The organism is Mycobacterium genavense ATCC 51234 (assembly GCF_000526915.1).
Taxonomy (GTDB): Bacteria; Actinomycetota; Actinomycetes; order Mycobacteriales; family Mycobacteriaceae; genus Mycobacterium; species Mycobacterium genavense.
Map to the genome: position 1 here is coordinate 432,899 of NZ_JAGZ01000002.1, position 26,496 is coordinate 459,394.

Annotated in this window: 22 protein-coding genes and 3 pseudogenes; 7 read left to right on the forward strand and 18 right to left on the reverse strand. The window is 69.3% G+C overall.

The features are described from left to right. Positions 1 to 224: 224 nt before the first annotated feature. The 3 genes and pseudogenes from T428_RS26190 (at position 225) to T428_RS0106690 (ending at position 3,859) form a co-directional block, all read left to right on the forward strand. Positions 225 to 979 (forward strand): annotated as a pseudogene (locus T428_RS26190) (1-acyl-sn-glycerol-3-phosphate acyltransferase). A 3-nt stretch (positions 980 to 982) separates the two neighbouring features. Beyond that, positions 983 to 2,609: pseudogene (gene fadD12 / locus T428_RS26195) on the forward strand (acyl-CoA ligase FadD12). Further along, entirely contained in the window at positions 2,609 to 3,859 is a 1,251-nt protein-coding gene (locus tag T428_RS0106690; RefSeq protein WP_036467268.1) for an alpha/beta hydrolase, read from the forward strand. Before fadD12 ends, T428_RS0106690 begins: the two are co-directional and overlap by 1 nt. On the opposite strand, the pseudogene T428_RS26200 reads toward T428_RS0106690, so the two are convergent. The 5 genes and pseudogenes from T428_RS26200 to uvrC all read right to left on the reverse strand — a co-directional run bounded on the left by T428_RS26200 (position 3,856) and on the right by uvrC (position 10,814). Continuing rightward, positions 3,856 to 5,138, reverse strand: a pseudogene (locus T428_RS26200) (WS/DGAT/MGAT family O-acyltransferase). The gene T428_RS0106690 and the pseudogene T428_RS26200 sit on opposite strands and share 4 nt — an antisense overlap. Before the next feature lie 732 nt (positions 5,139 to 5,870). Further along, positions 5,871 to 6,848: a DNA-binding protein WhiA gene (gene whiA / locus T428_RS0106710; protein WP_025735868.1), complete on the reverse strand. Its 978-nt coding sequence runs from the start codon at positions 6,846 to 6,848 to the stop codon at positions 5,871 to 5,873. Continuing rightward, positions 6,845 to 7,921, reverse strand: coding sequence for a YvcK family protein (locus T428_RS0106715; RefSeq protein ID WP_025735869.1), 1,077 nt, complete (start codon positions 7,919 to 7,921; stop codon positions 6,845 to 6,847). The genes whiA and T428_RS0106715 overlap by 4 nt, the downstream gene beginning before the upstream one ends. After that, the gene (rapZ, locus tag T428_RS0106720; protein ID WP_025735870.1) at positions 7,918 to 8,853 is read right to left on the reverse strand and encodes an RNase adapter RapZ; all 936 of its coding nucleotides are present in this window, start codon (positions 8,851 to 8,853) and stop codon (positions 7,918 to 7,920) included. Before rapZ ends, T428_RS0106715 begins: the two co-directional genes overlap by 4 nt. Then, a complete protein-coding gene (uvrC, locus tag T428_RS0106725) occupies positions 8,850 to 10,814 on the reverse strand; it encodes an excinuclease ABC subunit UvrC (RefSeq protein ID WP_025735871.1) in 1,965 nt (654 codons plus the stop codon). Before uvrC ends, rapZ begins: the two co-directional genes overlap by 4 nt. Before the next feature lie 176 nt (positions 10,815 to 10,990). Here uvrC and T428_RS0106730 point away from each other — a divergent pair, with 176 nt between their 5' ends. Continuing rightward, the gene (locus T428_RS0106730) at positions 10,991 to 11,326 is read left to right on the forward strand and encodes a hemophore-related protein (RefSeq protein WP_025735872.1); all 336 of its coding nucleotides are present in this window, start codon (positions 10,991 to 10,993) and stop codon (positions 11,324 to 11,326) included. A gap of 7 nt (positions 11,327 to 11,333) precedes the next feature. Here T428_RS0106730 and T428_RS0106735 read toward each other — a convergent pair whose 3' ends face one another. The 7 genes from T428_RS0106735 to T428_RS0106765 all read right to left on the reverse strand — a co-directional run bounded on the left by T428_RS0106735 (position 11,334) and on the right by T428_RS0106765 (position 16,177). Then, positions 11,334 to 12,011 carry a sensor domain-containing protein gene (locus T428_RS0106735; protein ID WP_036467271.1) on the reverse strand — a complete coding sequence of 226 codons (678 nt, stop codon included), beginning with the start codon at positions 12,009 to 12,011 and terminating at the stop codon, positions 11,334 to 11,336. A 36-nt stretch (positions 12,012 to 12,047) separates the two neighbouring features. Then, positions 12,048 to 12,518: a PH domain-containing protein gene (locus tag T428_RS0106740; protein ID WP_025735874.1), complete on the reverse strand. Its 471-nt coding sequence runs from the start codon at positions 12,516 to 12,518 to the stop codon at positions 12,048 to 12,050. Then, positions 12,515 to 12,994 carry a 6,7-dimethyl-8-ribityllumazine synthase gene (ribH, locus tag T428_RS0106745; protein ID WP_025735875.1) on the reverse strand — a complete coding sequence of 160 codons (480 nt, stop codon included), beginning with the start codon at positions 12,992 to 12,994 and terminating at the stop codon, positions 12,515 to 12,517. The genes T428_RS0106740 and ribH overlap by 4 nt, the downstream gene beginning before the upstream one ends. A gap of 49 nt (positions 12,995 to 13,043) precedes the next feature. After that, complete coding sequence (locus T428_RS0106750) at positions 13,044 to 14,321, reverse strand: bifunctional 3,4-dihydroxy-2-butanone-4-phosphate synthase/GTP cyclohydrolase II (RefSeq protein ID WP_025735876.1); 1,278 nt, start codon at positions 14,319 to 14,321, stop codon at positions 13,044 to 13,046. A 337-nt stretch (positions 14,322 to 14,658) separates the two neighbouring features. After that, positions 14,659 to 15,021, reverse strand: coding sequence for a hypothetical protein (locus T428_RS0106755; protein WP_156942877.1), 363 nt, complete (start codon positions 15,019 to 15,021; stop codon positions 14,659 to 14,661). A gap of 281 nt (positions 15,022 to 15,302) precedes the next feature. Then, positions 15,303 to 15,467, reverse strand: coding sequence for a hypothetical protein (locus tag T428_RS34155; RefSeq protein ID WP_245604816.1), 165 nt, complete (start codon positions 15,465 to 15,467; stop codon positions 15,303 to 15,305). A 101-nt stretch (positions 15,468 to 15,568) separates the two neighbouring features. Then, positions 15,569 to 16,177, reverse strand: a complete 609-nt coding sequence (locus T428_RS0106765; protein ID WP_025735879.1) for a riboflavin synthase — start codon at positions 16,175 to 16,177, stop codon at positions 15,569 to 15,571. A 131-nt stretch (positions 16,178 to 16,308) separates the two neighbouring features. On the opposite strand from T428_RS0106765, the gene T428_RS0106770 reads away from it, so the two are divergent. Continuing rightward, the gene (locus T428_RS0106770) at positions 16,309 to 17,010 is read left to right on the forward strand and encodes an LppX_LprAFG lipoprotein (RefSeq protein ID WP_025735880.1); all 702 of its coding nucleotides are present in this window, start codon (positions 16,309 to 16,311) and stop codon (positions 17,008 to 17,010) included. 5 nt (positions 17,011 to 17,015) lie between these two features. Continuing rightward, positions 17,016 to 18,563, forward strand: coding sequence for an MFS transporter (locus T428_RS0106775; protein ID WP_025735881.1), 1,548 nt, complete (start codon positions 17,016 to 17,018; stop codon positions 18,561 to 18,563). Here T428_RS0106775 and ribD read toward each other — a convergent pair. The 4 genes from ribD to fmt all read right to left on the reverse strand — a co-directional run bounded on the left by ribD (position 18,560) and on the right by fmt (position 22,656). Further along, positions 18,560 to 19,585, reverse strand: coding sequence for a bifunctional diaminohydroxyphosphoribosylaminopyrimidine deaminase/5-amino-6-(5-phosphoribosylamino)uracil reductase RibD (ribD, locus tag T428_RS0106780; protein WP_025735882.1), 1,026 nt, complete (start codon positions 19,583 to 19,585; stop codon positions 18,560 to 18,562). The genes T428_RS0106775 and ribD overlap by 4 nt on opposite strands. Continuing rightward, the gene (gene rpe / locus T428_RS0106785; RefSeq protein ID WP_036467278.1) at positions 19,582 to 20,271 is read right to left on the reverse strand and encodes a ribulose-phosphate 3-epimerase; all 690 of its coding nucleotides are present in this window, start codon (positions 20,269 to 20,271) and stop codon (positions 19,582 to 19,584) included. Before rpe ends, ribD begins: the two co-directional genes overlap by 4 nt. A gap of 73 nt (positions 20,272 to 20,344) precedes the next feature. Next, a complete protein-coding gene (locus tag T428_RS0106790; protein WP_025735884.1) occupies positions 20,345 to 21,727 on the reverse strand; it encodes an RsmB/NOP family class I SAM-dependent RNA methyltransferase in 1,383 nt (460 codons plus the stop codon). Further along, on the reverse strand, positions 21,724 to 22,656 hold the full coding sequence (gene fmt, locus T428_RS0106795) for a methionyl-tRNA formyltransferase (RefSeq protein WP_025735885.1): 933 nt from the start codon (positions 22,654 to 22,656) through the stop codon (positions 21,724 to 21,726). Before fmt ends, T428_RS0106790 begins: the two co-directional genes overlap by 4 nt. Positions 22,657 to 22,808: 152 nt before the next feature. On the opposite strand from fmt, the gene T428_RS0106800 reads away from it, so the two are divergent. Further along, positions 22,809 to 23,627, forward strand: coding sequence for a class I SAM-dependent methyltransferase (locus tag T428_RS0106800; RefSeq protein WP_025735886.1), 819 nt, complete (start codon positions 22,809 to 22,811; stop codon positions 23,625 to 23,627). Positions 23,628 to 23,635: 8 nt separating this feature from the next. Here the strand turns inward: T428_RS0106800 and T428_RS0106805 are convergent, their stop codons facing one another. Together T428_RS0106805 and T428_RS0106810 are read right to left on the reverse strand one after the other, a co-directional pair. Continuing rightward, positions 23,636 to 24,118 (reverse strand): MarR family transcriptional regulator, encoded by a 483-nt coding sequence (locus T428_RS0106805; RefSeq protein ID WP_025735887.1) that lies wholly within the window; start codon positions 24,116 to 24,118, stop codon positions 23,636 to 23,638. A 298-nt stretch (positions 24,119 to 24,416) separates the two neighbouring features. Beyond that, positions 24,417 to 26,372 carry a primosomal protein N' gene (locus tag T428_RS0106810; RefSeq protein ID WP_025735888.1) on the reverse strand — a complete coding sequence of 652 codons (1,956 nt, stop codon included), beginning with the start codon at positions 26,370 to 26,372 and terminating at the stop codon, positions 24,417 to 24,419. Between the last annotated feature and the right edge of the window lie 124 nt (positions 26,373 to 26,496).

Below are 26,496 nucleotides of genomic sequence, written 5' to 3' on the forward strand. Positions count from 1 at the left end.
CCGGTTCTGCCCCACCCCTCACTGTGCGCGCCCGCGAGCCGGAAGGTGGGCGTGTTTGCCTGTTGGCCATCCAAATGAGAGCCCTGGCTACCATCGAGGGACTCAACGCGGGACCGTCGAGCGACGCCAAGGGGGCATCGGTGAGCGAAGTGGGCGATGGCGACGGCCGAGGTGGGGACGACCCCGAGATCGGCCAATTCGACCCGGTGCTGACCCAGCGGCTGATGGGCGTGCTGCGCCCGATCGTGAAGAGGTACTTCCGGTCGGAGGTGCACGGGCTGGACACCTTCCCGCCCGGCGGGGCGCTGGTGGTCGGCAACCACTCGGGCGGCATGTTCCCGATGGACGTCCCGATCTTCAGCGTCGACTTCTACGAGAAGTTCGGCTACCAGCGGCCCATGTACACGCTGAGCCACGACATCTTGTTCATGGGCTTCTTGTTCATGGGCTTCACCGGTGGCCTGTTTCGGCGCACCGGCTACATCCGGGCCAACGCAGCAACGCCGCCAAGGCGTTGAGGTCCGGCGGCGTGGTCGTCGTCTTTCCCGGCGGTGACTACGACGCCTACCGGCCGACCGTCGCGGAGAACGTCATCGACTTCAACGGCCGCAAGGGCTACGTCAGCACCGCGATCGAAGCGGGTGTGCCGATCGTTCCCGCGGTGTCCATCGGCGGCCAGGAGACTCAGCTGTACCTGACCCGCGGCACCTGGCTGGCCGAGCGGCTGGGCATCAAGCGCCCGCTGCGCAGCGTCATTCTGCCGGTCACGTTCGGCTTCCCGTTCGGGTTCAGCGCGGTCGTCCCGCCGAATGTGCCGCTGCCCACCAAGATCGTCACGCGGGTGCTCGAACCCATCGACATCGCCGCGCGGTTCGGCGCGGACCCCGACATCGACGAGGTCGACGCGCACGTGCGCGCGGTGATGCAGGAAGCGCTCAACGACCTCGCCGCCAAACGCCGCTTCCCGATTCTGGGCTGAGCCATGCCATCTCCCCTACAGCAGGCTCGCGGCGTCTTGGGCGTCCTGGCGACGCTGCGCCGGGCCCGGATGATCGCGCCGATGCGGCCCGACCGCTACCTCAGGATGGCCGCGGCGATGCGTCGCGAAGGCATGGGCATGACGGTCGGTTTCGCCGGCGCCGCGCAGCGCTGCCCGGATCGCCCCGCCCTGATCGACGAACTCGGCGTGCTGACCTGGCGGCAGCTCGACGAGCGGATCAACGCGCTGGCGGCCGCGCTGCAGCGGTTGCCGTCGGGACAGCCGAAGGTGATCGGAATCATGTGCCGCAATCACCGCGGCTTCGTCGAGGCGGTGGTGGCGGCCAGCCGGATCGGCTTCGACGTGGTACTGCTGAACACGTCGTTCGCCGGGCCGGCGATGGCCGAGGTGGTCAACCGCGAGGGCGTGGACGCCGCCATCTACGACGAGGAGTTCACCGAGACGGTGGACCGCGCGCTGGCCGACAAGCCGGACGCCACCCGCATCGTAGCCTGGACCGAGGGACCGCACGAGCTGACCGTGGAGCAGCTGATCACCTCGCATGCCGGAGGACGGCCGCAGCGCACCGGCGGCAAGGGCAAGATGATCCTGCTGACCTCCGGGACGACCGGAAGCCCCAAGGGCGCCAAGCAGTCCGGCGGTGGCACCGGCATCGGGACGCTCAAGGCGATTCTGGATCGCACGCCGTGGCGGGCGGAGGAGACGATCGTGATCGTGGCGCCGATGTTGCACGCCTGGGGCTTCTCAGCTGATCTTCGCCGCCTCGATGGCCTGCACGATCGTCACCCGGCGCAAGTTCGACCCGAAAGCGACGCTCGAGCTCGTCGACCGGCACCGGGCGACCGGGCTGGCGGTGGTGCCGGTGATGTTCGACCGCATCATGGACCTGCCCGACGAAGTACGAAACCGCTACAGCGGCAAGTCATTACGGTTCGCCGCGGCGTCGGGTTCGCGGATGCGGCCCGACGTCGTCACCGCGTTCATGGATCAGTTCGGCGACGTGATCTACAACAACTACGACGCGACCGAGGCGGGCATGATCGCCACGGCCACGCCGGCGGACCTGCGCGCCGCCCCCGACACCACGGGCAAGCCGGCCGGCGGCACCGAGATCCGGATCCTGGACCCGGAATTCAACGAGATGCCCACCGGCGAGGTCGGCACCATCTCCGTCCGCAACGACACCCAGTTCGACGGGTACACCTCCGGCACGACCAAAGATTTCCACGCCGGGTTCATGTCCTCGGGCGACGTCGGCTATCTCGACGAGGCCGGCCGCTTGTTCGTCGTCGGCCGCGACGACGAGATGATCGTCTCCGGCGGCGAGAACGTCTACCCGATCGAGGTGGAGAAGACGCTGGCCGCGCACCCGGACGTCGCCGAGGCCGCGGTGATCGGCGTGGACGACGAACAGTACGGCCAGCGACTGGCGGCGTTCGTGGTGCTGACGCCCGGCGCCACCGCCACGCCCGACTCGCTCAAGAAACACGTCCGCGACAACCTCGCCAATTACAAAGTGCCGCGCGAGATCTCAGTTCTCGACGAGCTGCCTCGCAGCAGCACCGGCAAGATCCTGCGCGCCGAGTTGCAAGCACGGGTGAACGGCTGATGCGCCGGCGCAGGCCGTTGTTACGCGCGGCAATCGAATTGGCCAACGCCGCCAACGGATTACGGCCGCTGGCCCGCAAAGGCTACAGCACCGTGCTGGTGTTCTGGTTCGGCTGGCCGCCCTCGGAAGTGCCCGGCCTGTACTTCGCCGGCTCGCTGGCCGACGTCCTGCGTCGCGGCCGCCGCGGCGACTTCGCCGGGCGCCGGGGCAAGGCGGCGCTAGCCCTGACGGCGGCGTCGTGGGCGATCCTGGCGGTGATCCGCCGTCGCAACGTCACCACCCCGGGCCCGGTGCTGGAGGCGGGTCTGCGCGAACAGCTGGGACCCGACTATCGCGAGGCGGTGGCCGCACTGCCGCAGACCGACCCGGAGCGCCGCGGACGGCTCAGCCTGCCGCTGGGAATCACCGTGGCCCGACGGCACTATGTGGAGAAGACCAATGTCGTGTCCTACGGGCCGCACCGCGCCAACCGGGCCGACATCTGGCGGCGCCGCGATCTGCCGCGCGACGGCAAGGCGCCGGTGCTGGTGCAAATCCCCGGCGGCGCCTGGGTGATCGGGATGCGTCGCCCACAGGCCTACCCCCTGATGAGCCATCTGGCCGCACGCGGCTGGGTGTGCGTGTCGGTCGGCTACCGGGTGTCCCCGAAGCACACCTGGCCCGACCACATCGTCGACGTCAAACGGGCACTGGCCTGGGTGAAGGACAACATCGCCGGCTACGGCGGGGACCCGAATTTCGTTGCCATCACCGGCGGTTCGGCCGGCGGGCACCTTTGTTCGCTGGCCGCGCTGACGCCCAACGACCCGCAATTCCAGCCGGGTTTCGAAGACGCCGACACCTCGGTGGTCGCCGCCGTTCCGATGTACGGGCGCTACGACTGGTTCTCCACCAGCGGCGAAGGCCGCCGCGAGTTCGTCGAGTTGCTCGAAAAGTTCGTCGTGAAGCAAAAATTCACCTCTCATCGCGACGTCTACCTCGACGCGTCGCCGATCCGGCAGCTGCGCGCCGACGCGCCACCGTTTTTCGTCCTGCACGGCCACGACGACTCGCTGATACCGGTCGGCGAGGCGCGGGAGTTCGTCGAGGAACTGCGCGCGGTGTCGAAATCCCCGGTCGCCTATGCCGAATTGCCTTATGCGCAGCACGCTTTCGACATATTCGGCTCCCCGCGGGCGCACAAATCGGCCGAGGCGGTGGCGCGGTTCCTGTCCTGGGTGTACGCGACGACCTACCTGCGCCGCGACTAGCCCGGCTCGATGGCCTTCTCGAGCTCGGTCAGCGCCGGCTCGATGGCGTCGGCCATGTCGTCGATGTCGTTGGCCACCTCCGGTGTCGTCACGAAACTGAAGTCCAGGTAGTCCGTGTAGGAGAAGCAGGTGATGTTCAGCGCGATGTCCATCACCGGAGGGCCCAGCGGCACCAGCGATTCCAGCTTCGCGCCGGCCATGTACAACGGCATCGGCGGACCGGGAACATTCGACACGACCAGGTTGAGCGGGGCCAGGTTTCGCGACAACCCGGTGGCGGTGTAGGCGGTGGATGGCCCGCAGCCGCTCGGCCGGATCCTCGATGTCGGTGGCAAGCGATGCCGTCATCGAGCTGATCTTGTTGCCGACGTCGTCCTTGTCGGCGTCGGTGCGGGTGGAGACCGGGATCTGCGCGATCAGCGGTTTGGCCGGCAGCTCGCCGCGCTTCTGCAGATATTCGCGGGCGGCACCGGCCACCAGCGCCAGCACGACGTCGTTGAGCTTGACACCGTAGGCGTCCTTGACGGCCTTGGCGCGGGCCAGCTCGACACGGGCTCCGGTGACCCGGCGGTGCGGCGAAACCGGTGCGTTGAACCGGGTTTTGGGCGCCTCGAAGAACCGTGGCGGCCTACTGGCCAGACCCAGCGCGGCGGCCTGTTGGCGCACCGTCTGCTCCACCAGGCGGGCGATCCGGAACGGCGTCTTGACGCCGATGTTGATCAGCGCGCCCACCGCGCGTCGCTCGATCCCCGGGATCTCGATGCCGACCAGCGAACCGACCGTTTCCCGTTGCGGCGGACGAGGTTCCGGCGTGACGTCGAGCAGGATTTCACCCAGCCCGGCCCCGGAGACGCCGTCGACGATCGCGTGGTGCATCTTGGTCAACGTCGCGATCCGGCCGCCTTCGACACCCTCGATCACCCATAACTCCCAGAGCGGGCGCGCGGTCCAGCTTGTAGGACATCAGTCGGCCGACCAGCTCCTCCAGCTCGCGCCGACCATCGGGAGCGGGAACGCCGATGCGGCGGACGTGGAAGTCGATGTCGAGCTCGGAGTCCTCGACGAACCACAGCCGATCCAGCCCCAGCGGCGCGCCGGTGACCCGCCAGCGCAACTGCGGCAACTCGGGCAGCCGCTCGATCAGCAGTTCCCGAAGTCGCTGAAAGCTGTACTCCGGCGCATCGCTGGGATCGCAGATCGCCAGCGCACCGACATGCATATGCCAGCCCGCGGTTTCTGCAGACCAAAACGCCGCATCAACGCTCGAAAGCCGCTTCATGCGTTGACCGTAGTCCTCGCCGGCTCCCAGCGCGACCATATGGTGCGACAAGTGGCCGTCCCATCCGGCTATGGTCATCGCATGCAGGCTTTGTCCCGAGTCGGGGTGCCGGCGACCGCCGCCCTGCTGCTGAGTGCTTGCCACAGCATTTCCGCTTCGGGTTATGACCAACCGCGAGGCTACGACCCGGCGACGTTGCAGTTGGTGTTCTCCATGCAATCGGGCCAGTGCCTCAACAGGTTCACCTACGACTCCAAGCTGGCGCCAGCTCACCCGGAAATCGTCGGTTGTGACAGCCCGGACGCCCGGATCCGCAACGACGGATTCCACGCCAACGCCCCGGGTTGTATGCGGCTCGACTACGAATCCCTCACCCGGGATGGCCGAGCGTACTACTGTCTCAAGTATCTCGTGCGGGTCGGGTATTGCTATCCGGCCGTGGCCGATTCCGAGCCGGGGGTGCTGCTGTATGCGCCGTCAGCCTGCGATGAATCGCTGCCGGCGCCGCGGGTGGCCGGACTGCTACATGGTGGCGAAACACCGTCGGGCAGAATGGATTTCGGCAAGGTCGTGGTCACCGATGTCAAGAGCCCGGCGTCCGGACAACATTGCGACTCGGCCGCGATCACGCTGCAGCCGCCGGAAGAGGTGGAGGGTCCCGGGATACCCCCCCCCCCCCCCCCCGGCAATCAGTCAGCTCGTGTGCGTGGCACCGAGATAACTGTCGCGAGGCTACGCATCCTCCAGCAGATCCGGCGTCACGGCCGACTCGGTGTCGGGGATGCCTTCGACCTTCGCCTTACGATCGGCCATCGACAGCAAGCGCCGAATACGGCCTGCCACAGCATCTTTCGTCATCGGGGGGTCGGCAAGCCGGCCCAGCTCCTCCAACGAGGCCTGCCGGTGCTCGACGCGCAGCTTGCCGGCCGAGGCCAGATGGTCGGGGACGATGTCGCCGAGGATCTCCAGCGCCCGCTCCACCCGCGCCGCCGCGGCCACCGCGGCCCGCGCCGAGCGGCGCAGGTTGGCGTCGTCGAAGTTGGCCAGCCGGTTGGCCGTCGCGCGCACCTCACGGCGCATCCGCCGTTCCTCCCAGACCAGCCGGGTGTCCTGGGCACCCATCCGGGTCAGCAACGCGCCGATCGCGTCGCCGTCGCGCACCACCACCCGGTCGGCGCCGCGCACCTCGCGGGCCTTGGCGCTGACCCCGAGCCGACGGGCCGCGCCCACCAGCGCCAGCGCCGCTTCCGGGCCGGGGCAGCTGACCTCCAGCGCCGACGAACGGCCCGGCTCGGTCAGCGACCCGTGCGCCAGGAAGGCGCCCCGCCACGCGGCCTCGGCGTCCCCGATGCTGCCGCCGACGACCTGGGCGGGCAGACCGCGCACCGGACGCCCGCGCATGTCGAGCAGCCCGGTCTGGCGGGCCAGCGCCTCGCCGTCGTTGGCCACCCGCAGCACATACCGGGTGCTCTTGCGAATCCCGCTGGCCGACAACACATGCACGACCGCGTTGTAGCCGTAGAGGTCGAAGATGTCCTTGCGCAGCCGGCGGGCGATGTTGCCCAGGTCCACCTCGGCCTCGACGACCACGCGGCCGCCCACGATGTGCAGCCCGCCGGCGAACCGCAGCAGGGAGGTGACCTCGGCTCGACGCGCGCTGACCGATTTCACTACCAACCGGCTCAGCTCGTCCTTGACTTCGGTCGTCATCGCCACGCGTCGTCACCCCTTGGTCCGCTGCCAGCTGGTCCGTTCACGCCCGTCGTTGAGCTTTCACCGTCGACCCGAATCTCTGCGGTGGCCTTGGCCGAAGGCGCTGCCGGACCCGTGCGGCCCGTTCGGACCCCGTCCAGGGCCGCCGCCAGCTTGCCCGGATCATGTAAAGGTGTACCAGGTCGGGACACGTCCGCGAACTGGACCTCGGCCTTCAGCAGGGTCGCGGTGCGGCGCAGCTGCTCGCGTTCGCGTTCGCTGGGCACCCGATCCGCGTCGATGATGATGTCGTTGACGGTGAATCCGGGCGCGTGCTGGGCCAATACGTGCAGATGACGCTCCACCGAGAACCCGGCGGTCTCCCCCGGCTCGGCCACCAGGTTCAGCACCAGGGCGCGGCGGGCCGTGGTGGCGCGCAGCGCCGCGACCAACTCCGGGACCAGCACGTGCGGGATCACGCTGGTGAACCAGGATCCGGGCCCCAACACCACCAGGTCGGCGGCCATGATCGCGTCGACGGCCTGCCGGGTCGCCGGCGGATCCGGGGGCAGCAGCCGCACCCGGCGCACCTTGCCCGGCGTGGTCGCGATGGCGACCTGACCGCGAATCAGCCGGAACATCCGCGGGTCGGCCTCCAGGCCGGACACGTCGGCCTCGATCTGCAGCGCGATCGGGCACATCGGCAACACCCGGCCCTTGACGCCGAGGATGCGGCCCAACTCGTCGAGCGCGGCGACCGGGTCGGCCAGCACCTCGGACAGCCCGGCCAGCAGCAGGTTGCCGATCGGGTGTCCGGCCAGCGCCCCGCTGCCGCCGAATCGATGCTGCAGGATGGTCGCCCACAGTCTCCCGTATGGACTGTCAGATGCCAACGCCGCCAACGCCATTCGCAGATCGCCGGGCGGCACCACGTCGAGTTCGCTGCGCAGCCGGCCCGACGAGCCGCCGTCGTCGGCCACGGTCACCACGGCGGTGACGTAGGGCGTCAGCCGGCGCGCCGCGGACAGCGTCGCATACAAGCCGTGTCCACCGCCCAGCGCGACGATGCCCTCGCTTTGTGGCGGATTCATTCGCGGCCCAGATCCCGGTGCAGCACTCGCACCGACAGTTGCCCTCCGGTGTCCGAGGCCCGCAACAACCGCATCAACGCCTCCGCGATCGCGACGCTGCGGTGTTTGCCGCCGGTGCAGCCGATCGCGACCGTCATGTAGCGCTTGCCCTCCCGGCGGTAGCCGTCGACAACCAGAGTTAGCAGTCGATGGTAAGCGTCGAGGAACTCCCCCGCCCCCGGTTGCCCCAACACGTAGTCGCGCACGGCGGGGTGCTGGCCGGTGTGCGGCCGCAGTTCGTCGACCCAGTGCGGGTTGGGCAGGAAGCGCACATCCATGACCATGTCGGCGTCCATCGGCAGCCCGTACTTGAAGCCGAACGATTCGACGGTGACGCTCGTCGAGGTGCTGGCGTCGCCGCCGAACGCGCGCTCGATGCTTTCCCGCAAACCCCGCACCGACAGCGTGGAGGTGTCGATGATCAGATCCGCCGTCGCGCGCACCGGGGCCAGCATCCGGCGTTCGGCGGCGATGCCCTCGGCCAGCGTCTGCTGGCCCTGCAGCGGGTGGCTGCGGCGATTCTGTTCGTAGCGGCGCACCAGCATGTCGTCGGAGGCTTCCATGAACACCACGCGCGGGTTGATGTTGCGGGTGGCCAGTTCGTTGCGGACCTCGTCGAGGTCGCCGGTGAAGCCGCGCGAGCGCACGTCCATCACGACGGCCAGCTGGGTGATCCGCGATCCGGCCGCCAGCCCGAAATCCACCATCCGGGTGATCAGCTGGGGTGGCAGGTTGTCGGCGACATACCAGCCCAGGTCCTCGAGCACCTTGGCGGCGGTACCCCGCCCGGCGCCCGACAATCCGGTGACCAGAACGACGTCGATTCCGGCGGCGTCGCCCGGGTGGCCGTCGCCGGCGTGCGCGGACCGCTGCTCGCTGTCATGGCTGGTCATGCCGAGGCTCCGGGTTCTTCGGGCGGCTCCGGTCGCAGCGCCTCGAGGACGGCCGTGGCCGTCGCCACACCGATGCCCGGCACAGCGGTGATCTGGTCGACGGTGGCCTCCTTGAGGCGGGCTATCGATCCGAAGTGAGTGACCAGCGCCTTGCGGCGGTGCTCTCCCAATCCTGGCACCGAATCCAGCGCTGAGGCGGTCATTCGCTTGGATCGCTTGCTGCGATGGTAAGTGATCGCGAACCGGTGCGCCTCGTCACGGACCCGCTGCAGCATGTAAAGTCCCTCGCTGTTGCGCGGCATGATGATGGGATCCGGCTCCGACGGCACCCACACCTCTTCGAGCCGTTTGGCCAGCCCGATCATCGCGACATCGGTGATGCCGAGCTCCTCGAGGACGGCGTTGGCCGCGTTGACTTGCGGCGCGCCGCCGTCGACGACGAACAGATTGGGCGGATAGGCGAACCGGCGTGATTTGCCTTCCGGGGAAAGCATATTCGGGTCGCTCTGGTCGGACAGATGGCGCAAGAAGCGGCGCCGGGTCACCTCGGCGATGGACGCGACGTCGTCGGAGCGGCCCTGCCCGGCGGCTTCCCGGATGCCGAAGTGCCGGTAGTCCGACTTGCGGGGCAGGCCGTCTTCGAATACCACCAGCGAACCCACCACGTCGGTGCCCTGCACGTGGCTGACGTCGATGCACTCGATGCGCAGCGGCGCATCCGCCAGACCCAGCGCGTCCTGAATGTTCTGCAGCGCCGCAGATCTGGCGTTGAAGTCCCCGGCCCGCTTCAGCTTGTGTTGCTGCAGCGCTTCTTTGGCGTTGCGCGCTACGGTTTCGGCCAGCGCCCGCTTGTCGCCGCGGCGCGGCACCCGCAGCACGACCCGGGATCCGCGCAGCCCGGTCAGCCAGCGGGCCAACTCGTCGGCATTGGACGGCAGGCACGGCACCAGCACCTCGCGCGGAACCGGATTGGCGGCTTCGTCTGTGATCTCCTTCAAGGCGCCACCCAGCACCGCCTGATCGCCGTAGAACTGCGTCAGGAACTGCTCAACCAACTGCTCTTCGCCGGAATCGCCTGGGTCGGCGGACTTTTCGACGATCCACCCGCGCTGGCCGCGGACCCTGCCGCCGCGGACGTGAAACACCTGCACGGCCGCCTCGAGCTCGTCGTCGGCGAACGCCACCACGTCGGCGTCGGTGCCGTCGCCGAGCACCACGGCCTGCTTCTCCATCGCCCGCTTGAGCGCACCGAGGTCGTCGCGCAGCCGGGCGGCCCGCTCGAAATCGAGTTGGTCGGACGCGGCGTGCATCTGCTGTTCCAGCTCGCGGGCAAACCGGTCGGTCTTGCCGGACAGGAAGTCGCAGAAGTCGGTGACGATTTGGCGGTGCCGCTCAGCACTGACCCGGCCGATGCACGGCGCCGAGCATTTGTCGATGTAGCCGAGCAGGCACGGGCGGTCAATCTGCTTGTGCCGCTTGAACACTCCGGCCGTGCAGGTGCGGGCGGGAAACACCCGGGTGAGCAGATCCAGCGTCTCGCGGATCGCCCACGCGTGTGAGTACGGGCCGAAATAGCGCACTCCCTTGCGCCGCGGCCCGCGATAGACCATCAGCCGGGGAAATTCCTCGTTGAGCGTCACGGCCAGCACCGGGTACGACTTGTCGTCGCGGTAACGAACGTTGAAACGTGGATCGAATTCCTTGATCCAGTTGTATTCCAGCTGCAGCGCCTCGACTTCGGTGTTGACCACCGTCCACTCGACCTTGGCCGCGGCGGTCACCATCTGCCGGGTGCGCGGGTGCAGATTCACGACGTCGGCGAAGTATGACGTCAGCCGGCTGCGCAGGCTCTTGGCCTTGCCGACGTAGATCACTCGCCCGTGCGTGTCCCGGAATCGGTACACGCCCGGCTCGACCGGAATGGATCCGGGAGCCGGACGATACGTTGCGGGATCTGGCATGTATACAGGCTAGTAGCCACCAAAGACGCCGCCGCGGATCGGGACGCGCGGTGGGCAATCGACCGCTTTCGCCCGGCGCAAAACCTGGCGGACGGTTTGGCGGGTGCTCGTTCGGGCTAAGCACCCAGTTAGCTGTGACGCTACAGTGGGTGGCAACAGCTGAAGGGAGCTTACAAATGAGCAGACGACCGTTGGCCGGACTGGCCGTGGGGGGCTGTCTGGCATTGTCGGTGAGCGCCGGGGCGGGGATTGCATCAGCTACACCCGATATCGGTCCGATGGTGAACACGACCTGCACCTATGACCAGGCGATGCGGGCCGTGCACGCGGAGAACCCGATGGCCGCGCAGTACCTGGACCAGTCGCCGCCGAACCAGCAATTCCTGCAGCAGTTCATGGCTTCGACGCCGGACCAGCGGGTGAACCTGCTGAAGGCGATTCAGAACAACCCGGGAGCCGACCAGGCGTTCCCGATCTTCCGGCAGATGATGATCAGCTGCAAAAACTACTGAGCAAACCTCAGGTAGGCCGGCTGTCCAGCTGCGCGTGCCGTTTCGCCGCCCAGTCGGCCATCGGGAATCCGGGTTTGTCGTCGCAGGCCGAGAGCATCAGTACGATGCGCGGGACCACGACCAGCCCATAGTCGCACGTCCAGTCCCGGCGGGTCATCGTCCACACCAGGACACCGGTGGACGGTATGCCGAAGGAACCCAGCCGCATCGGCCGGAAATCCCCTTGGGAGGTATAGCCGATGGCGTCGCCGTGGCACTTCGACACGGCGCCAAAGCCCTTCCACACCACGTCGTGAGGGTTCAGCTTCTTGTCGTAGACATCGGCCGATTCCGCGTACAGCGCCGGGCCGCTGAACGTGTAGCCGGATTCGGCGTGGTCCGACGAGCGCGCCGCCGGCAGCGGTGCACCCTTGAACAGCAGTGCCGCCGAGCATTCCGGTGGCTGCACGCCGGTGAAGTAGGTGGTGCCCACCGGCACCGCCGTGGCCGCACCGAACGGCATGGTGTCGCCGTCTTGCAGCAGCAAGTCGCGCGCCGGGATCCGGCCGGGCGACGCCGACGTCGGAGCGCCGGACGCGGACCGCTCGGGAGCCCGCAGCGCGCGGCCGCCGACCGACGTGGTGCACGCGCACACCGTCGACGCGATCAAAAACAACGCGACGGCCCCCCTCAATTGACGTGCCATCGGGCGATCCTACGACAATGTCGTCGGTCCCGTAGTTCAGAGCGCGCGCAGGTCGGGCCGATAGCGGGCCAGCAGCGACCGCACGGAATCCATGGCAGCGACGGCCCGCTCCTTGTCGACGGACTGGATCGCCATCACCGGGATGTACTCGTCATCGGGCAGGTCGATATGAGCCCACCGGCTGCCGGCCGGAAACGACACGTCGACCAGCTCCGACCATGGAACTAGCCGGTCGCCCAACAGGTTTCGCACCGACAGTCCGGCGGGCCCGACGCGCAGCCGGGGCCGGGCGAACAAAAGTATGACGCCGGCGATGACCAGACCCAGAACCGCCATCGCCACCTGGTCGGCGGTCTGGAAGACCACGCCGCTGGCGCTCATCTTGAGTAGCAAGCCGACCGCGATGTGCGCCGCAGCGACCACAAATGCTGCGCCGTAAGCGAATAGCGGTGTCCAATGCGGACGCAATTCGACATCCCATGGCTCGCGGGACGACGGTCGGGTCACGACCGAGCGCGCAAGTCACGCAAGGTCAGCGCGGCGGTCAACGCGGCCCCGGCCGCCTGCGCCCCCTTGTCCTCGGCGGACGTCGGAAGCCCGGCCCGGTCCAGCGCCTGCTCCTCGGTGTTGGTGGTCAGCACCCCGTTGCCCACCGGCGTCGCAGCGTCCAGGGAAACCCGAGTCAGACCCTGGGTTACCGCGTCACAAACATACTCGAAATGCGGTGTGGCACCCCGGATTACGACGCCGAGGGCGACGACCGCGTCGTGGTTGCGGGCCAGCTCCTGGGCCACCACCGGAATCTCGATCGCGCCGTGCACCCGGACCACCGTCGGGCTGTCGACGCCCGACTCCGCGGCCACCTTCTGGGCGCCGGCCAGCAACGCGTCACAAATGGTGCGGTGCCAACTGCTCACCACGATGCCGAGGCGCAACCCCGACGCGTCGAGTCCCGTCGCCTCCGGGACGCCGACTCCACTCATTTGCGCCGCTCCTGCGCATCACTTCGTCCTGCATGGTCGCCGGCGCGACTCACAGAGCACCACCGAATTCGCCGGGCAGATGGACGGATTCGTGGAAGTCGTCCAGGCCAACCAAATCGTGTCCCATCTTGTCCCGTTTGGTCATCAGGTAGCGGATGTTCTCGGCATTGGCTCGCCCCGGCAGCGAGACGCGCTCGATGATGTGCAGCCCGTACCCGTCCAGCCCGACCCGTTTGGCCGGGTTGTTGGTCAGCAGCCGCATCGAGCGCACTCCGAGGTCGACCAGGATCTGCGCCCCGATTCCGTAATCCCTTGCATCGGCCGGCAATCCGAGCTTGAGGTTGGCGTCCACGGTGTCTGCACCGGCGTCTTGCAGCTGATAGGCCTGCAGCTTGTGCATCAGGCCGATACCGCGGCCCTCGTGGCCGCGCATGTAGAGCACCACGCCGCGGCCCTCCCGCGCGACCATCGCCATCGCCGCGTCGAGCTGGGGTCCGCAATCGCATCGGCGTGAGCCGAATACGTCACCGGTCAGGCACTCGGAGTGCACCCGCACCAACACGTCGTCGCCCTCGCCGCTCGGCCCGGCGATGTCACCGCGAACCAGCGCGACGTGTTCGACTTCCTCGTAGATGCTCGCATAGCCGATGGCGCGGAACTCGCCGTGCCGGGTCGGGATGCGCGCCTCGGCGATGCGCTCGATGTGCTTTTCGTGCTTGCGCCGCCATTCGATGATGTCGGCGATGGTGATCAGCGCCAGATCGTGTTCGTCGGCGAAGACGCGCAGCTCGTCGGTCTGGGCCATCGAGCCCTCGTCCTTCTGGCTGACGATCTCGCAGATCGCCCCCGCGGGTTGCAGGCCCGCCATCCGGGCCAGGTCGACGGCGGCCTCGGTGTGGCCCGGCCGGCGCAGCACGCCGCCGTCCTTGGCGCGCAACGGAACCACATGGCCGGGTCGGGTGAAATCCTCGGCGACGCTGGTGGGGTTGGCCAGCAGCCGCATGGTGGTGGCGCGGTCGGAGGCCGAAATCCCGGTGCCGACACCGTTTTTAGCATCGACGGTGACCGTGTAGGCCGTCCCGTGCTTGTCTTGGTTGACCGCGTACATCGGCAGCAGGCCCAGCTTGTCGCAGATCGCACCGTCCAGCGGGACGCATAGGTAACCCGAGGTGTAGCGCACCATGAACGCCACCATCTCCGGCGTCGCCTTCTCGGCGGCGAAGATCAGGTCGCCCTCGTTTTCGCGTTCCTCGTCGTCGATGACGACCACGGCCTTGCCGGCGGCAATGTCGGCAACCGCCCTTTCGACGGAGTCCAACCTCGTCATCTGTGCTGCCTTGCTGTCGTGCCGGGCAACCCGCGAAGCCCGCGCATTGCATCAAGTATGAACCACGCGGGGCCCAGGGTTATTGCGCGTCTTTTGAGCACCGGTTCGATGGTGAGGTCAACGTTGGGGCCGGCTGCCGAAAACATGACCCGCCGTGCCCGCCTGCGGCGGGGTTCCCCCTCGTCAGGCACCCGCTCTGACCAGCGGCGACCGCCTGCCGGTCCGCCTGAAAAGACCAGGCTCGCTGTGATGATTCTTACGGGACTCGTTCAGCTCATGACGATCGATAGCGCCGAACCTGGAAGCGGCACTGCACCCGTGGCCTGTGCCGGAACTGCTACACGCCGCGCCGCATCGGCATCTGGATCACGACGCCGCCGCCGCAGTCGACCGCGTAGTGGGCCAGCCACCGGCCGACCGAACCACCAGCCTCGATGAAATGCGTCCACTTGCTGACCGCGGCAGTGGCCGCCGGGTAGCTGGAAAACCGCCCGAGCGACACGTCGCGCCCGTCGTCGCCGACCAACTCGTAACTGGTGTAGTCGCGCACCCGGTGCTCGACGATCGTCAGCGTGGTGTCGTTGACTTCCCGGCTCCACACCGCCCGCGATTGCGCTTCGGCCTTGCGGCCGGCGAGCGTCGCCACCGCTTCAAAGGCGAGGTCTTCGTAGACGGCCTCGGCCAACCTCTCGACGGACATTTCTGCAGCTCCTTCGCTAGTACAGGCGGCCGGCCTATGCGATGAGTATGGACCTGCAAACGGCTGCGCGGGGATTTAGAACAGGCGTGTCGCCATGGTGTAGTGGGATCGTGACTATTGTTACCAAAATGAAATCTTTCGCCCGGGGCAATATCGCCGCCGGGGATCGCCCGAAGAGGCGCATCAGGCCGACGGATCACCGCACCCGCACCTGCTCGTCGGCAACTATCCACACTCCCGCCGAGGCGCTGGATTCGCTTGCGGTAGAGCGGGTTTCGCTTCTATCGCCAGCCGGCGGGCAGGTCGATGACGTGATTGGGGCAGAAGTCCTGGGTCGCCAGCGAGATCACGTTTCGGGCCTGGCCGGCCGTCATCTTGGCGCGCAACACCATGAAGGCGTATTCGGCGGGCAGATAACCCAAATCGTGGCCGGCGGGATCATCCATCAGCTGACACGCCTCTTGTTCCTGGTTCGCGTCGGCACGAGCGGCACCCGCCCCGCATAGCGACGCCGCGCAGACCAAGGTGACGATTGCAGCCGCGGCCCTCATTGATTTCTTGCGGTCATCAGCCGCTCGACGTACTTGGCGATCACGTCGACTTCGAGGTTCACCTGGGTGCCGACCGGCGCGCTGCCCAGGGTGGTCAGCTCCCGGGTGGTCGGGATCAGCGAGACCTCGAACCAGTCCCGCGGCTGCGCGCCGAGGCCCGAGACCGTCAACGAGATCCCGTCGACGGTGATCGACCCCTTCTCGACGACATAGCGGGCGACGGCGGCGGGCATCTCGATGCGCACCACTTCCCAGTGCTCCGACGGTGTGCGGGCCACCACCTGCCCGGTGCCGTCGACGTGCCCCTGCACGATGTGCCCGCCGAGCCGGCCGTTGACCGCGGCGGCGCGCTCCAGGTTGACCCGCTTGCCGACCTGCAACCCACCCAGGTTGGACCGGTCCACGGTCTCGGCCATCACGTCGGCGGTGAATTGGCCGTCGGCGAGCAGCTCGACGACCGTCAGGCACACCCCGTTGACGGCGATCGAATCCCCGTGCCCGGCGTCGGCGGTGACGACGGGGCCGCGGATGGTCAGTCGGGCGGCGTCGGCGAGCATGTCGCGGCCGGTGACCTCGCCGAGTTCCTCGACTATTCCGGTGAACATTCCATCAGGCTAATTCGCCGGCGCTTTGCCTGGTGAGCGGCCACGACCGACACGCGAAACGCCCTCGTCGCAGGGCCGGACAGGCCCCGCGTTCCGGAGTCCGGTCATCGCGCTCCTCTACGATGCACGGTATGCAGACACGCCGACTCACGGCCGTCCTCGCTTCCCTGACCCTCGCCACCGCCCTGATCGCGGGCTGCTCGTCGGGTTCGAAGTACAGCGGCGGCCCGTTGCCCGACGCCACCACGCTGGTCAAGCAGTCCGCCGACGTCACCAAGACCGTCAAGAGCGTGCACCTGGTGCTGTCGACGCAGGGCAAGATTCCCGGGCTGCCGATCAAGAAGCTGACCGGCGACCTGACCACCGTCCCCAGCACCGCCGCGTCGGGCAACGCGCAGCTGTCGATGGCGGGCTCCGACATCGACGCCAACTTCGTGGTCTACGACTCGGTGCTCTACGCGACGCTGACCCCGAACAAGTGGAGCGACTTCGGCAAGGCCTCCGACGTCTACGACGTCTCGGTGCTGCTGAGCCCGGACGCCGGCCTGGGCAACGTGCTGGCGAACTTCACCGACGCCAAGGCCGAGAGCCGCGAAACGATCAACGGCCAGAGCACCATCAAGATCAGCGGGAAGGTCGCCCCGGACGCGGTGAACAAGATCATCCCGAGCCTGGCCGCCTCGCAGCCCGTCCCGGCCACCGTGTGGATTCAGGAGAGCGGCGACCACCAGCTGGTGCAGGCCAACCTGGAGAAGAGCCAGGGCAACTCCGTCAGGGTGACGCTGTCGGACTGGGGTAAGCCGGTCACCGTCACCAAGCCCCCGGTGAGCTGATGAGCATGCGAGCAGGACGCGGAATCGCGATCGGCGCGGGCAGCCTCGCCGTACTGCTGGGCGCGTTGGACGCCTACGTCGTCGTGACGATCATGCGCGACATCATGAGCGACGTTCACATCCCGGTTAACCAGCTGCAGCGCATCACCTGGATCATCACGCTGTACCTGCTGGGCTACATCGCGGCGATGCCGCTGCTGGGCCGGGCCTCCGATCGCTTCGGCCGCAAGCTGGTGCTGCAGATCAGCCTGGCGTTGTTCATCGTCGGCTCGGTGATCACCGCGCTGGCCGGCCATTGGGGCGACTTCCACCTGCTGGTCGCCGGCCGTACCGTCCAGGGCATCGCCAGCGGCGCGCTGCTGCCGGTCACGCTGGCCCTGGGCGCCGATCTGTGGGCGCAGCGCAACCGCGCCAGCGTGCTGGGCGGCATCGGTGCCGCCCAGGAGCTCGGCAGCGTGCTAGGCCCGCTGTACGGGATCTTCATCGTCTGGTTGTTCCACGACTGGCGCTACGTGTTCTGGATCAACGTGCCGATGACCCTGATCGCGATGGTGATGATCCAGTTCAGCCTGCCGGCGCACCAACGCGCCGAGGAGCCGGAACGGGTCGACGTGGTCGGCGGCGTGGTGCTGGCCGTCGCGCTGGGCCTGGCGGTCATCGGGCTGTACAACCCGGCGCCCGACGGCAAGACGATCCTGCCCAGCTACGGGCTGCCGCTGGTGATCGGCGCCGTGGTGGTCGGGGTGGTGTTCATCCTCTGGGAGCGCTTCTCCCGCACCCGGCTCATCGAACCCACCGGGGTGCACTTCCGGCCGTTCTTGGCCGCGCTCGGCGCCTCCGTGGCCGCCGGTGCCGCGCTGATGGTGACCCTGGTCAACGTCGAACTGTTCGGCCAGGGCGTGCTGCAGATGTCCCAGGCGCAGGCCGCCGGTCTGCTGCTGTGGTTTCTGATCGCGCTGCCGATCGGGGCGGTGGTGGGCGGTTTCATCGCGACCCGGATCGGCGACCGGGCGACGACGTTCGTCGGGCTGCTGATCGCGGCCTACGGGTACTGGCTGATCCACTACTGGCGGATGGACGTGATGACCCAGCATCACGACCTGTTCGGAGTCAGCCTGCCGCTGGTCCACACCGACCTGCTGGTCGCCGGACTGGGCCTGGGCCTGGTGATCGGCCCGCTGACCTCGGCCGCGCTGCGGGTGGTGCCGTCGGCCCAGCACGGCATCGCCTCCGCGGCGGTGGTGGTCGCCCGGATGACGGGCATGCTGATCGGCGTCGCGGCGCTGAGCGCCTGGGGGCTGTACCGCTTCAACCAGATCATCGCGGGGCTGTCGGCGCAGATCCCGCCCGACGCGACGCTGCTGGAACGCATCGCGGCCCAGGCCACCCTGTACCTGAAGGCGTTCGCCCTGATGTACGGCGACATCTTCGCGGCCACCGTCGTCATCTGCGTGGTGGGAGCGCTGCTGGGTCTGCTGCTCGGCAGCCGCAAGGAGCACGCCGAGGAGCCGGCAGTCGCCGAGCAGGAACCCGTCGCGTTGGGCGAACGCTAGCCGCGCTGTGGCACCAGGCTGAGCAGCAGATCCGGGCCGACCCGGTCGGCGCCGTCGAAGCGCCACCGCGACGCCCGGGTGATGGTCGGCACGCCGATGTCGCCGACCGCGGTGACCGGTCCACCCAGCAGGATCGGTGCGACGTAGGTCAGGATCCGGTCGATCGCCTCTTCTCGCAGGAACGCACTCGCCAGGGTGGGACCGCCCTCCAGCAACACGTCGGTGCGGTCCGAGAGCGCCTTGAGCACCTCCAACGGTTCACGGGTGCGAATCACCATGGTGCGCGAATCGTCGTTGAGAACCTTTGCCTCGGAATGTATTTCGCGCATCCCGACCACGACGCGCAACGGTTGCTTCTCGGCGAGCGAGCCGTCGGGCAGCCGGGCGGTCAGCGCCGGATCGTCGGCCAGCACGGTGCCGGTCCCGACGACGATCGCGTCGGCGGCGGCGCGGCGGCGGTGCAGGTCCAACCGCGCGGCCTCGCTGGAGATCCACCGGCTGGTGCCGTCGGCGGCGGCGCTGCGACCGTCGAGGCTGCTGGCGTATTTCCATGTCACATGCGGCATTCCGGTCCGCTGCTTGTGCAGCCACTCGCGCAGCGGTCCGCCGGCGACCTCCTCGGCCAGCACGCCGGCCGTCACCTGCACGCCCGCTTCCGAGAGCCGGGCCGTGCCGCCCGCCGCGACCTCGTTCGGATCGGTGACGGCGTAAACGACCGTCCGCACGCCGGCGTCGATCAGGGCGTTCACGCACGGCGGCGTCTTGCCGTAGTGGTTGCACGGCTCCAGCGTGACCACCGCGGTTCCCCCGGCCGCCAGGGCGCCGGCCCGGCGCAGTGCCAACACCTCGGCGTGGTCGCCGCCGGCCGGCTCGGTGCCCCCGACGCCGACCACCGTGCCGCCGGCATCCAGGATCACCGCCCCGACCGGCGGATTCGGGTAGGTGCCGCCCTTGACCAGATTCGACTGCTCGATCGCCAAACGCATTGCGGCGTCGAGGTTCTCAACGGGTGCGGCGCTCACTGCCGTAGATGCGGGGACGCGGCGCCGGCCTGACGTCGCAGCGCCTCGATCGCGGCCTTCGGGTCGGCCGCGCCGTAGACCGCCGAACCGGCGACGAAGCAGTCGACTCCGGCCTCGGCGGCCTCCTCGATCGTGTCGGCATTGATGCCGCCGTCGATCTCGACCAGGATCGTCAACTCCCCCGCGTCGACCATCTTGCGCACGATGCGGACCTTGCTCAGCACCTCCGGGATGAAGCTCTGACCGCCGAAGCCCGGTTCGACCGACATGATCAGCAGGGTGTCGAACTGCGGCAGGATTTCCAGATACGGCTCCAGCGGAGTTCCCGGCTTGACGCTGATCCCCGCCTTGGCGCCCGCGGCCCAAATGTCGCGGGCCACCCCGGTCGGGTTCTCGGTCGCCTCGGCGTGGAACGTGACGTTGTAGGCGCCGGCCTCGGCGTACGGCGGGGCCCACCGGTCCGGGTTGTCGATCATCAGGTGGCAGTCCATCGGGATGCTCGTGGCGGCCAGCAGGCTCTCCACCACCGGCAGCCCGATCGTCAGGTTGGGCACGAAGTGGCCGTCCATCACGTCGACGTGCAGCCAGTCGGCGCCAGTCACGGCCGCCGCCTCGTCGGCGAGCCGGGCGAAATCGGCGGCCAGGATCGACGGGGCTATCAGGGGTCCACCGGTGCTGCCAGCCATGTGCGCCACATTACTGAGGGTCATCCAGGCGACGCAGCGCGGCGGCGCACAGGCCGGTCGTGTCGCCGAGGGGCTACCCCGCCACGCGGCGCAACGCCGCGGCGAACATCGCATCGGTGCCGTGCCGGTGCGGCCACAGCTGCACATGGGGTCCCTCGCCGAGCTCGGCGGGCGCGAACAGCGGCCGAGTATCCAAGGCCTGCACCGGATGACGGCGCAGCGCGTCGGCCACCACCCCCACCGTCTCGGCCAGATGCGGCGAGCAGGTCGAGTAGAGCACCACGCCGCCGGGGCGGGTCAGCGCGATCGCGGCGGCCAGCAGTTCGCGCTGCAGCTTGGTCAGCGCGGGCACGTCGGACGGCTGCCGGCGCCACCGCGCCTCGGGGCGGCGCCGCAAGGCGCCCAGCCCGGTGCAGGGCACGTCGACGAGCACCCGGTCGAAGCCCGGCTCGAAGCCGGTCGCGCGCCCGTCGACCCGCACCACGTCGACGTCGAGCCCGCGGGTGTTCTCGACGACCAGGTCCGCGCGGCCCGGCGCCGGCTCGACCGCGGTGACCCGGGCGCCGTGCTCGACGGCCAGGGCGGCCAGCAGCGCGGTCTTGCCGCCCGGACCGGCGCACAGGTCGAGCCAGCGGCCGGTGTCGTCGTCGACGGACGCCAGCGTCAGCGCGCGGGCCACCAACTGGCTGCCCTCGTCCTGCACGATCGCCCGGGCCTCGCGCACCGGCGCCAGCTGTCCCGGATCGCCGCCGGGCAGATACACCGCGTACGGCGAGTAGCGGCCGGGCGTGCCGCCGACGGCCTCGGCCAGCGCCGCCGCGCTCAGCACGCCCGGGCGCGCGGCCAGGTGTACCTGGGGTCGCTCGTCGTCGCTGGTCAGCACGGCGTCGAGCTCGCCGGCGTCCGGGCCCAGCGCGTCGGCGAAGGCCTGCGCGATCCAACGCGGGTGGGCGTGCACGAACGCGGCGTGCCCGATCGGATCGCGCGCCGGATCGGGCGCCAGTTCGGCGACCCAGGAGCTCTCGTCGCGCCCGGAGATGGTCCGCAGCACGCCGTTGACGAAACCTGCTCGCGCCGAATCGAATTCGACCCCGGCCTGTTCGACGGTGGTCGACACCGCGGCGTGCGCGCCGACCCGGGTGCGCAGCAATTGATAGGTGCCCATCCGCAGCAGATCGAGCAGCACCGGGTTGATCGCCTCCGGCGGGCGCCCGGCAGCCGCGCCGATGACCGCGTCGAGCAGGCCACGAGTGCGGCAGGTGCCGTAGGTGAGCTCGGTGGCGAACGCCGCGTCGCGCCCGGTGATGCCCCGGTCGCGTAGCAGCGCCGGCAGGGCCAGGTTGGCGTACGCGTCGCGCTCGCCGACCGCGCGGAGCACCTCGAAGGCGGCGGCGCGGGCGGGATCCAGTGGCTTGCGCCGTTTGGGCGGCCGGCGCTGTTTCGGGGCCGGGCTCATGAGGCCCGTGCGGCGGCGTCCAGCCGGGCGCCGCGCGCCCAGTCGACGGCGTTCATGAGTTTCTTGCCGGGGGGCTGAATCTGGCCCAGCCGCACCGGTTCCGAGCCGGTGCCGATCCGCACGTTCTTGCGGTCCACCTGAATTGCGCCGGGCGGCAACGACTCTGGAGTGTCCGTGTCGATCTGTACCGGTCCCAGTTTGATCCGCAGGTCGTCGATCATCGTCCAGGCCCCGGGGTTGGGGGTGACCGCGCGGATCCGGCGCTCGATCACCGCGGCCGGCAGGTCCCAGCGCACCCGGGCCTCCTCGACGGTGATCTTGGGAGCGATGCTGACGGCGTCGGCCGGTTGCGGTCGCGGTGTCAGGGTCCCGTCGGCAATGCCGTCCAGCGTGGCCGACAACAGCGCCGCACCCGAAATGGCAAGTCGTTCAAGCAGATCGCCTGCGGTATCGGTCGGCCGGATCGTCTCGGTCACCACGCCGTAGACGGGTCCGGAGTCCAGGCTGGGCTCGATCCGAAACGTCGTCGCCCCCGTGATGGTGTCCCCCGCGACGATGGCGGCCTGCACCGGCGCCGCGCCGCGCCAGGCCGGCAGCAGCGAGAAGTGCAGGTTGATCCAGCCGCGCGGGGGCACCGCGAGCAGGGCGTCGCGCAGCAGCGCACCGTAGGCCACCACCGGGCAGCAGTCCGGGGCGAACTCGGCCAGTTCGGCGACGAACTCCGGTGAGTTCGGCCGCGACGGCCGCAACACCGGGATGCCGCGGTCGAGTGCCTCGCGGGCCACCGGGAACGGTTCCGGCTTGCCGCGGCGCCCGGACGCGGCATCGGGCCGGGTCAGCACCGCCACGACGTCGTGGCCGGGCGCCTCGATCAGACGGCGCAGCGCAGGCAGCGCGGGTTCGGGGGTGCCGGCGAAGACGAGACGCACCGGCACAGTCTATGAAGCACCGGATCCGGCCCGGCCGCGCGAGCCGCCGGGCGGGCAGACAATTGCCTATGTATACTATTGCTACTGCATATAGTTGTGCCGGAGACAACGAGGTCGGGTGCGCAGCTCTAACCCACTCCCCAGGAGGACTGATGACTCTCGACGTGACCATGCCCGACGATCTTGCCGCGACCCACCGCGCCATGTGGGCCCTCGGCGATTACGCGCTGATGGCCGAGGAAGTAATGGCACCGCTGGGCCCGATCCTGGTGTCCGCCACCGGCATTGGGCCCGGTGTCCGAGTGCTCGATGTCGCCGCGGGCTCGGGCAATATCTCGCTTCCCGCGGCCGGCACGGGTGCCGCCGTGGTGTCCACCGACCTCACACCGGAACTGTTGCAACGGTCTCGGGCACGGGCCGCCGCACAGGGGCTGACGCTGGAGTACCGGGAGGCCAACGCCCATGCGCTGCCGTTCGCCGACAACGAGTTCGACGTGGTGATGTCGGCGATCGGCGTGCAGTTCGCGCCGAACCACCGGCTGGCGGCCGGCGAGCTGGTGCGCGTCTGCCGGCCGGGCGGGACGATCGGCCTGATCAGCTGGACCCCGGAAGGTTTCTTCGGTCGCATGCTGGCCGCCATCCGGCCCTACCGGCCGAGCCTCTCACCGGCCGTGCCACCGGCGGCGCTGTGGGGACGCGAACGCTACCTCGCGGGACTGCTGGGCGAGCCGATCGGTCGGGTCACCGTGGTGCGGGGCCTGTTGGAAGTCAACCGATTCGACTGTGCCACAGCGGTTCACGAGTACTTCAAGAACCACTACGGCCCGACCATCGAGGCCTACGCGAACATCGGCCACGACCGGGTGCTGGCCGCCGAACTCGACGCGCAACTCGTCGAACTCGCCGCGCAGTACCTGACCGACGGCACCATGCGGTGGGAATACCTACTGTTCACCGGGGAAAAGCGCTGACGGGCCGCTCAGAGCTCGATGTCCAGGATGGCGTCGGGCTCTCCGCCGGCCGCGGTGAAGGCGGTCAGCGCCCGCACCAGGCCGTGTCGCTCGGCCACCGGCATCTTTTCCACGATGGCGGCGATTTCCGCCCGCCGGTAGGCGGTGACGCGGCGCACCACCTCCCGGCCACGCTTGGTCAAGGCGGCGATCAGCTCGCGCCGGGACGTCGGGTGCGGTAGCCGATCGATCAGCCCCGCGGCGACGAGCCGGTCGACCATGCGTCCGGTGGCCGACGGTTGCACGCCCAGCAGGCTGGCCAGCGTGGCCAGGTTGACCGGTCCCCGGTTGGACAGGATCACCAGGGTGCGGAACTGCGCGATGGTGATGTTCTCGTCGACCTGACCGATCGACCGGGCCGACAGGCTGACCAGCAACCGCGACGCGGTCAGCAACGCGTCGGTGATGGCATCGAGCGACTCGCTGGCTTCCATCATGTTGTCCGTGGACATCCCGGCTTCCTTTCCAGAGCCCGTTCCGGGCCGCCGCGGGCTAAAGCGATCGCAGTGCACGGCCTACGAATGTCATAGAAAGGCACTATTGCTCATGCATACTATCGCTGTGCTCATGCATACTATCGCTGCGGTAGGCAATCTGCACAGCCGAACGGGAAATTGCTGCCCGGCCGGTGGCCGGCCGCTGTGCGGCACGTCCGGACGCGCCGATTGGGAGCATCACAACAGTTCAGCGGCATGATAGTAGCCCGGGTCACCGGTCGCGCGCGACGAGAGTGCGCCCGGTGGTCCCGATCTAACCGATTTGCGGGGGGTCGATCTGCACCCGGGCAGGTTCGTGGGTTTGCCGGGCGCTGAGCACTCCGACACCGCGGCGCAGGCTCGCCGCCAACGCCAGGCCCTGGTCACGCCGGACCCGCACCAGCATCCGGATCACCGACACGCCCGGCGGGGTGCCCGGCGGGCGACGCACGCCCGGCGGCAGGTCGACCGGGCCGAGCTGCTCGGCACCGTCGGGCAGTGCCACCTCGTCGAGCAATGCCGTCACCGCTTCGGTGCTGCCGTCGATGGCGGCCATGTGCACACTCGGCGGCAACTCGACCTCGGCGCGCGCCGTCAGCTCGGCATCCGCATGGCCCACCGGATCCCAGCGGATCAGCGATTGCACGGTGGGAATGGACGATTCGGCGATCACCGTCACCACGCCACCGTGGCCGCGGGGCCGCACCAGCGCCGCGGCGCTCATCCAGCGCCACAGCGCGTCCTCGGCGGCGCGTAGATCCTGGCGGCCCAACAGCGCCCAGGTGTCCAGCAGCAGCGCCGCGCCGTAGCCGCCCACCGCGCGGGGTTCGGCGCCCGGCGTGGCCACCACCAGGGCCGGGTACGCGGCGACCTCGGCCACGATCGCATCGCCCGCCGAGGTGATGACCTTCGTGCCGGTAAAGGCGCGGCCCAGCTCCTCGGCGGTGCGCCGGGCCCCGACCACCACCGCGCGTACCGCATCCGACCCACACCGCGCACACCGCAACGCCGGCTCGGCCCGTCCGCACCACCCGCACACCGCCCCGGGGCCCCGCTCCCGCGACGACTCGGTCAGTGAGAGGGGCCCCGTGCAATGCCGGCACCGGACGATCGCGCGGCAGCGGCCGCAGGCCAGCGACGGCACGTAACCGCGGCGCGGCACCTGCACCAGCACCGGCGCCCCCGCCTCGAGCGAGGAGCGGGCGGCGCGCAGTGCGATGGACGGAATCCGCGCCGAGCGCGCCGCCGGGTCGCGTTCGTATGCGTAGCCGGTGTCGTCGAGAGCGACCACCCGGGGCGTGCGGGCCCGCACCACCGGCCGCGCCGCGACGATGTCGTGCGCCCAGCCGCTGCGCACCAGGGCGTGCGCCTCGGTGGTGCGGGCGTAGCCGCCGATCAGCGCGGCGCACCGGGCCTGATGCGCGCGCAGCATCGCCACCTCACGGGCGTGCGGGTAGGGCACCCGCGGCTCGGCCAGGCTGTCGTCGGCGTCGGACCAGACCAGGACCAGCCCCAGGTCGGTCAGCGGCGCGAAAACCGCGCTGCGCGTGCCGATCACCAGCCGCGCCTGGCCCCGCAGCGCCGCCAGCCAGCGCCGGTAGCGCGCGGCCGGTCCCAGGCCCGCCGACAATGCGACCACGCTGCCCTCGTCGATCCGGGCGGTCGCGGCCGCCCACAGCGCGTCCAGGTCCCGCTGGTCGGGCACGATCGCCAGCGCCGAGCGCCCGGCGCACAGGGTCTGCGCGGCGGCCTCGGCGAACCGCTCCTCCCACCGCTCCCCCGGCAGCGCCTGCCAGACGGCACGGGCGGCCCGCGCCTCGGCCAGCGCGGTCAGGAATTGGTCGCCGCGGCCGTACCCCTGCCAGCCGGCCGGGTCGACGGGCGCCACCTGCGGCGGCGGCCCGACCGCGGTGGGTTCCCGCTCCGCCCTGGCGTGCCGGGCCGGGATGGCCAGCCGCAACACGTCCGCTCGGGTTCCGGCATAACGCGCCGCGACGGCATCGACGAGCCGGCGGATTTCCGGGGTCAGCACCGGTTCGGCGGACACCACGCGGTCCAGCCAGCCCAGCTTGCCGACGTGGTCGGTGTCGTTGCGCCGCTCCAGCACGAACCCGTCGACCAGGCGGCCGTGGAACCGGACCCGCACCCGCACGCCGGGCTGCGCGTCGTCGGATTGCTCGGCCGACACCAGATAGTCGAACTCGCGGTCCAGATGCGGTACCGACAACATCAGTAGCACCCGGGCGATCGGTTCGACCTCGAGTGGTGTGCCCGCGCCGCTCACCGCGAATCACCAAAGGTGTTGCCAGTCAACATGATTACCGTCCGTGGCCACAGCGTAGCGGTGACCACCG

Coding starts and splice junctions, on each gene's coding strand:
- T428_RS0106690 (WP_036467268.1), top strand. CDS start 2,609: ATGCGCCGGCGCAGGCCGTTGTTACGCGCGGCAATCGAATTGGCCAAC.
- whiA (WP_025735868.1), bottom strand. CDS start 6,848: ATGACGACCGAAGTCAAGGACGAGCTGAGCCGGTTGGTAGTGAAATCG.
- T428_RS0106715 (WP_025735869.1), bottom strand. CDS start 7,921: ATGAATCCGCCACAAAGCGAGGGCATCGTCGCGCTGGGCGGTGGACAC.
- rapZ (WP_025735870.1), bottom strand. CDS start 8,853: ATGACCAGCCATGACAGCGAGCAGCGGTCCGCGCACGCCGGCGACGGC.
- uvrC (WP_025735871.1), bottom strand. CDS start 10,814: ATGCCAGATCCCGCAACGTATCGTCCGGCTCCCGGATCCATTCCGGTC.
- T428_RS0106730 (WP_025735872.1), top strand. CDS start 10,991: ATGAGCAGACGACCGTTGGCCGGACTGGCCGTGGGGGGCTGTCTGGCA.
- T428_RS0106735 (WP_036467271.1), bottom strand. CDS start 12,011: ATGGCACGTCAATTGAGGGGGGCCGTCGCGTTGTTTTTGATCGCGTCG.
- ribH (WP_025735875.1), bottom strand. CDS start 12,994: ATGAGTGGAGTCGGCGTCCCGGAGGCGACGGGACTCGACGCGTCGGGG.
- T428_RS0106750 (WP_025735876.1), bottom strand. CDS start 14,321: ATGACGAGGTTGGACTCCGTCGAAAGGGCGGTTGCCGACATTGCCGCC.
- T428_RS0106755 (WP_156942877.1), bottom strand. CDS start 15,021: ATGTCCGTCGAGAGGTTGGCCGAGGCCGTCTACGAAGACCTCGCCTTT.
- T428_RS34155 (WP_245604816.1), bottom strand. CDS start 15,467: ATGGATGATCCCGCCGGCCACGATTTGGGTTATCTGCCCGCCGAATAC.
- T428_RS0106765 (WP_025735879.1), bottom strand. CDS start 16,177: ATGTTCACCGGAATAGTCGAGGAACTCGGCGAGGTCACCGGCCGCGAC.
- T428_RS0106770 (WP_025735880.1), top strand. CDS start 16,309: ATGCAGACACGCCGACTCACGGCCGTCCTCGCTTCCCTGACCCTCGCC.
- T428_RS0106775 (WP_025735881.1), top strand. CDS start 17,016: ATGCGAGCAGGACGCGGAATCGCGATCGGCGCGGGCAGCCTCGCCGTA.
- rpe (WP_036467278.1), bottom strand. CDS start 20,271: ATGGCTGGCAGCACCGGTGGACCCCTGATAGCCCCGTCGATCCTGGCC.
- T428_RS0106790 (WP_025735884.1), bottom strand. CDS start 21,727: ATGAGCCCGGCCCCGAAACAGCGCCGGCCGCCCAAACGGCGCAAGCCA.
- T428_RS0106800 (WP_025735886.1), top strand. CDS start 22,809: ATGACTCTCGACGTGACCATGCCCGACGATCTTGCCGCGACCCACCGC.
- T428_RS0106805 (WP_025735887.1), bottom strand. CDS start 24,118: ATGTCCACGGACAACATGATGGAAGCCAGCGAGTCGCTCGATGCCATC.
- T428_RS0106810 (WP_025735888.1), bottom strand. CDS start 26,372: ATGTTGTCGGTACCGCATCTGGACCGCGAGTTCGACTATCTGGTGTCG.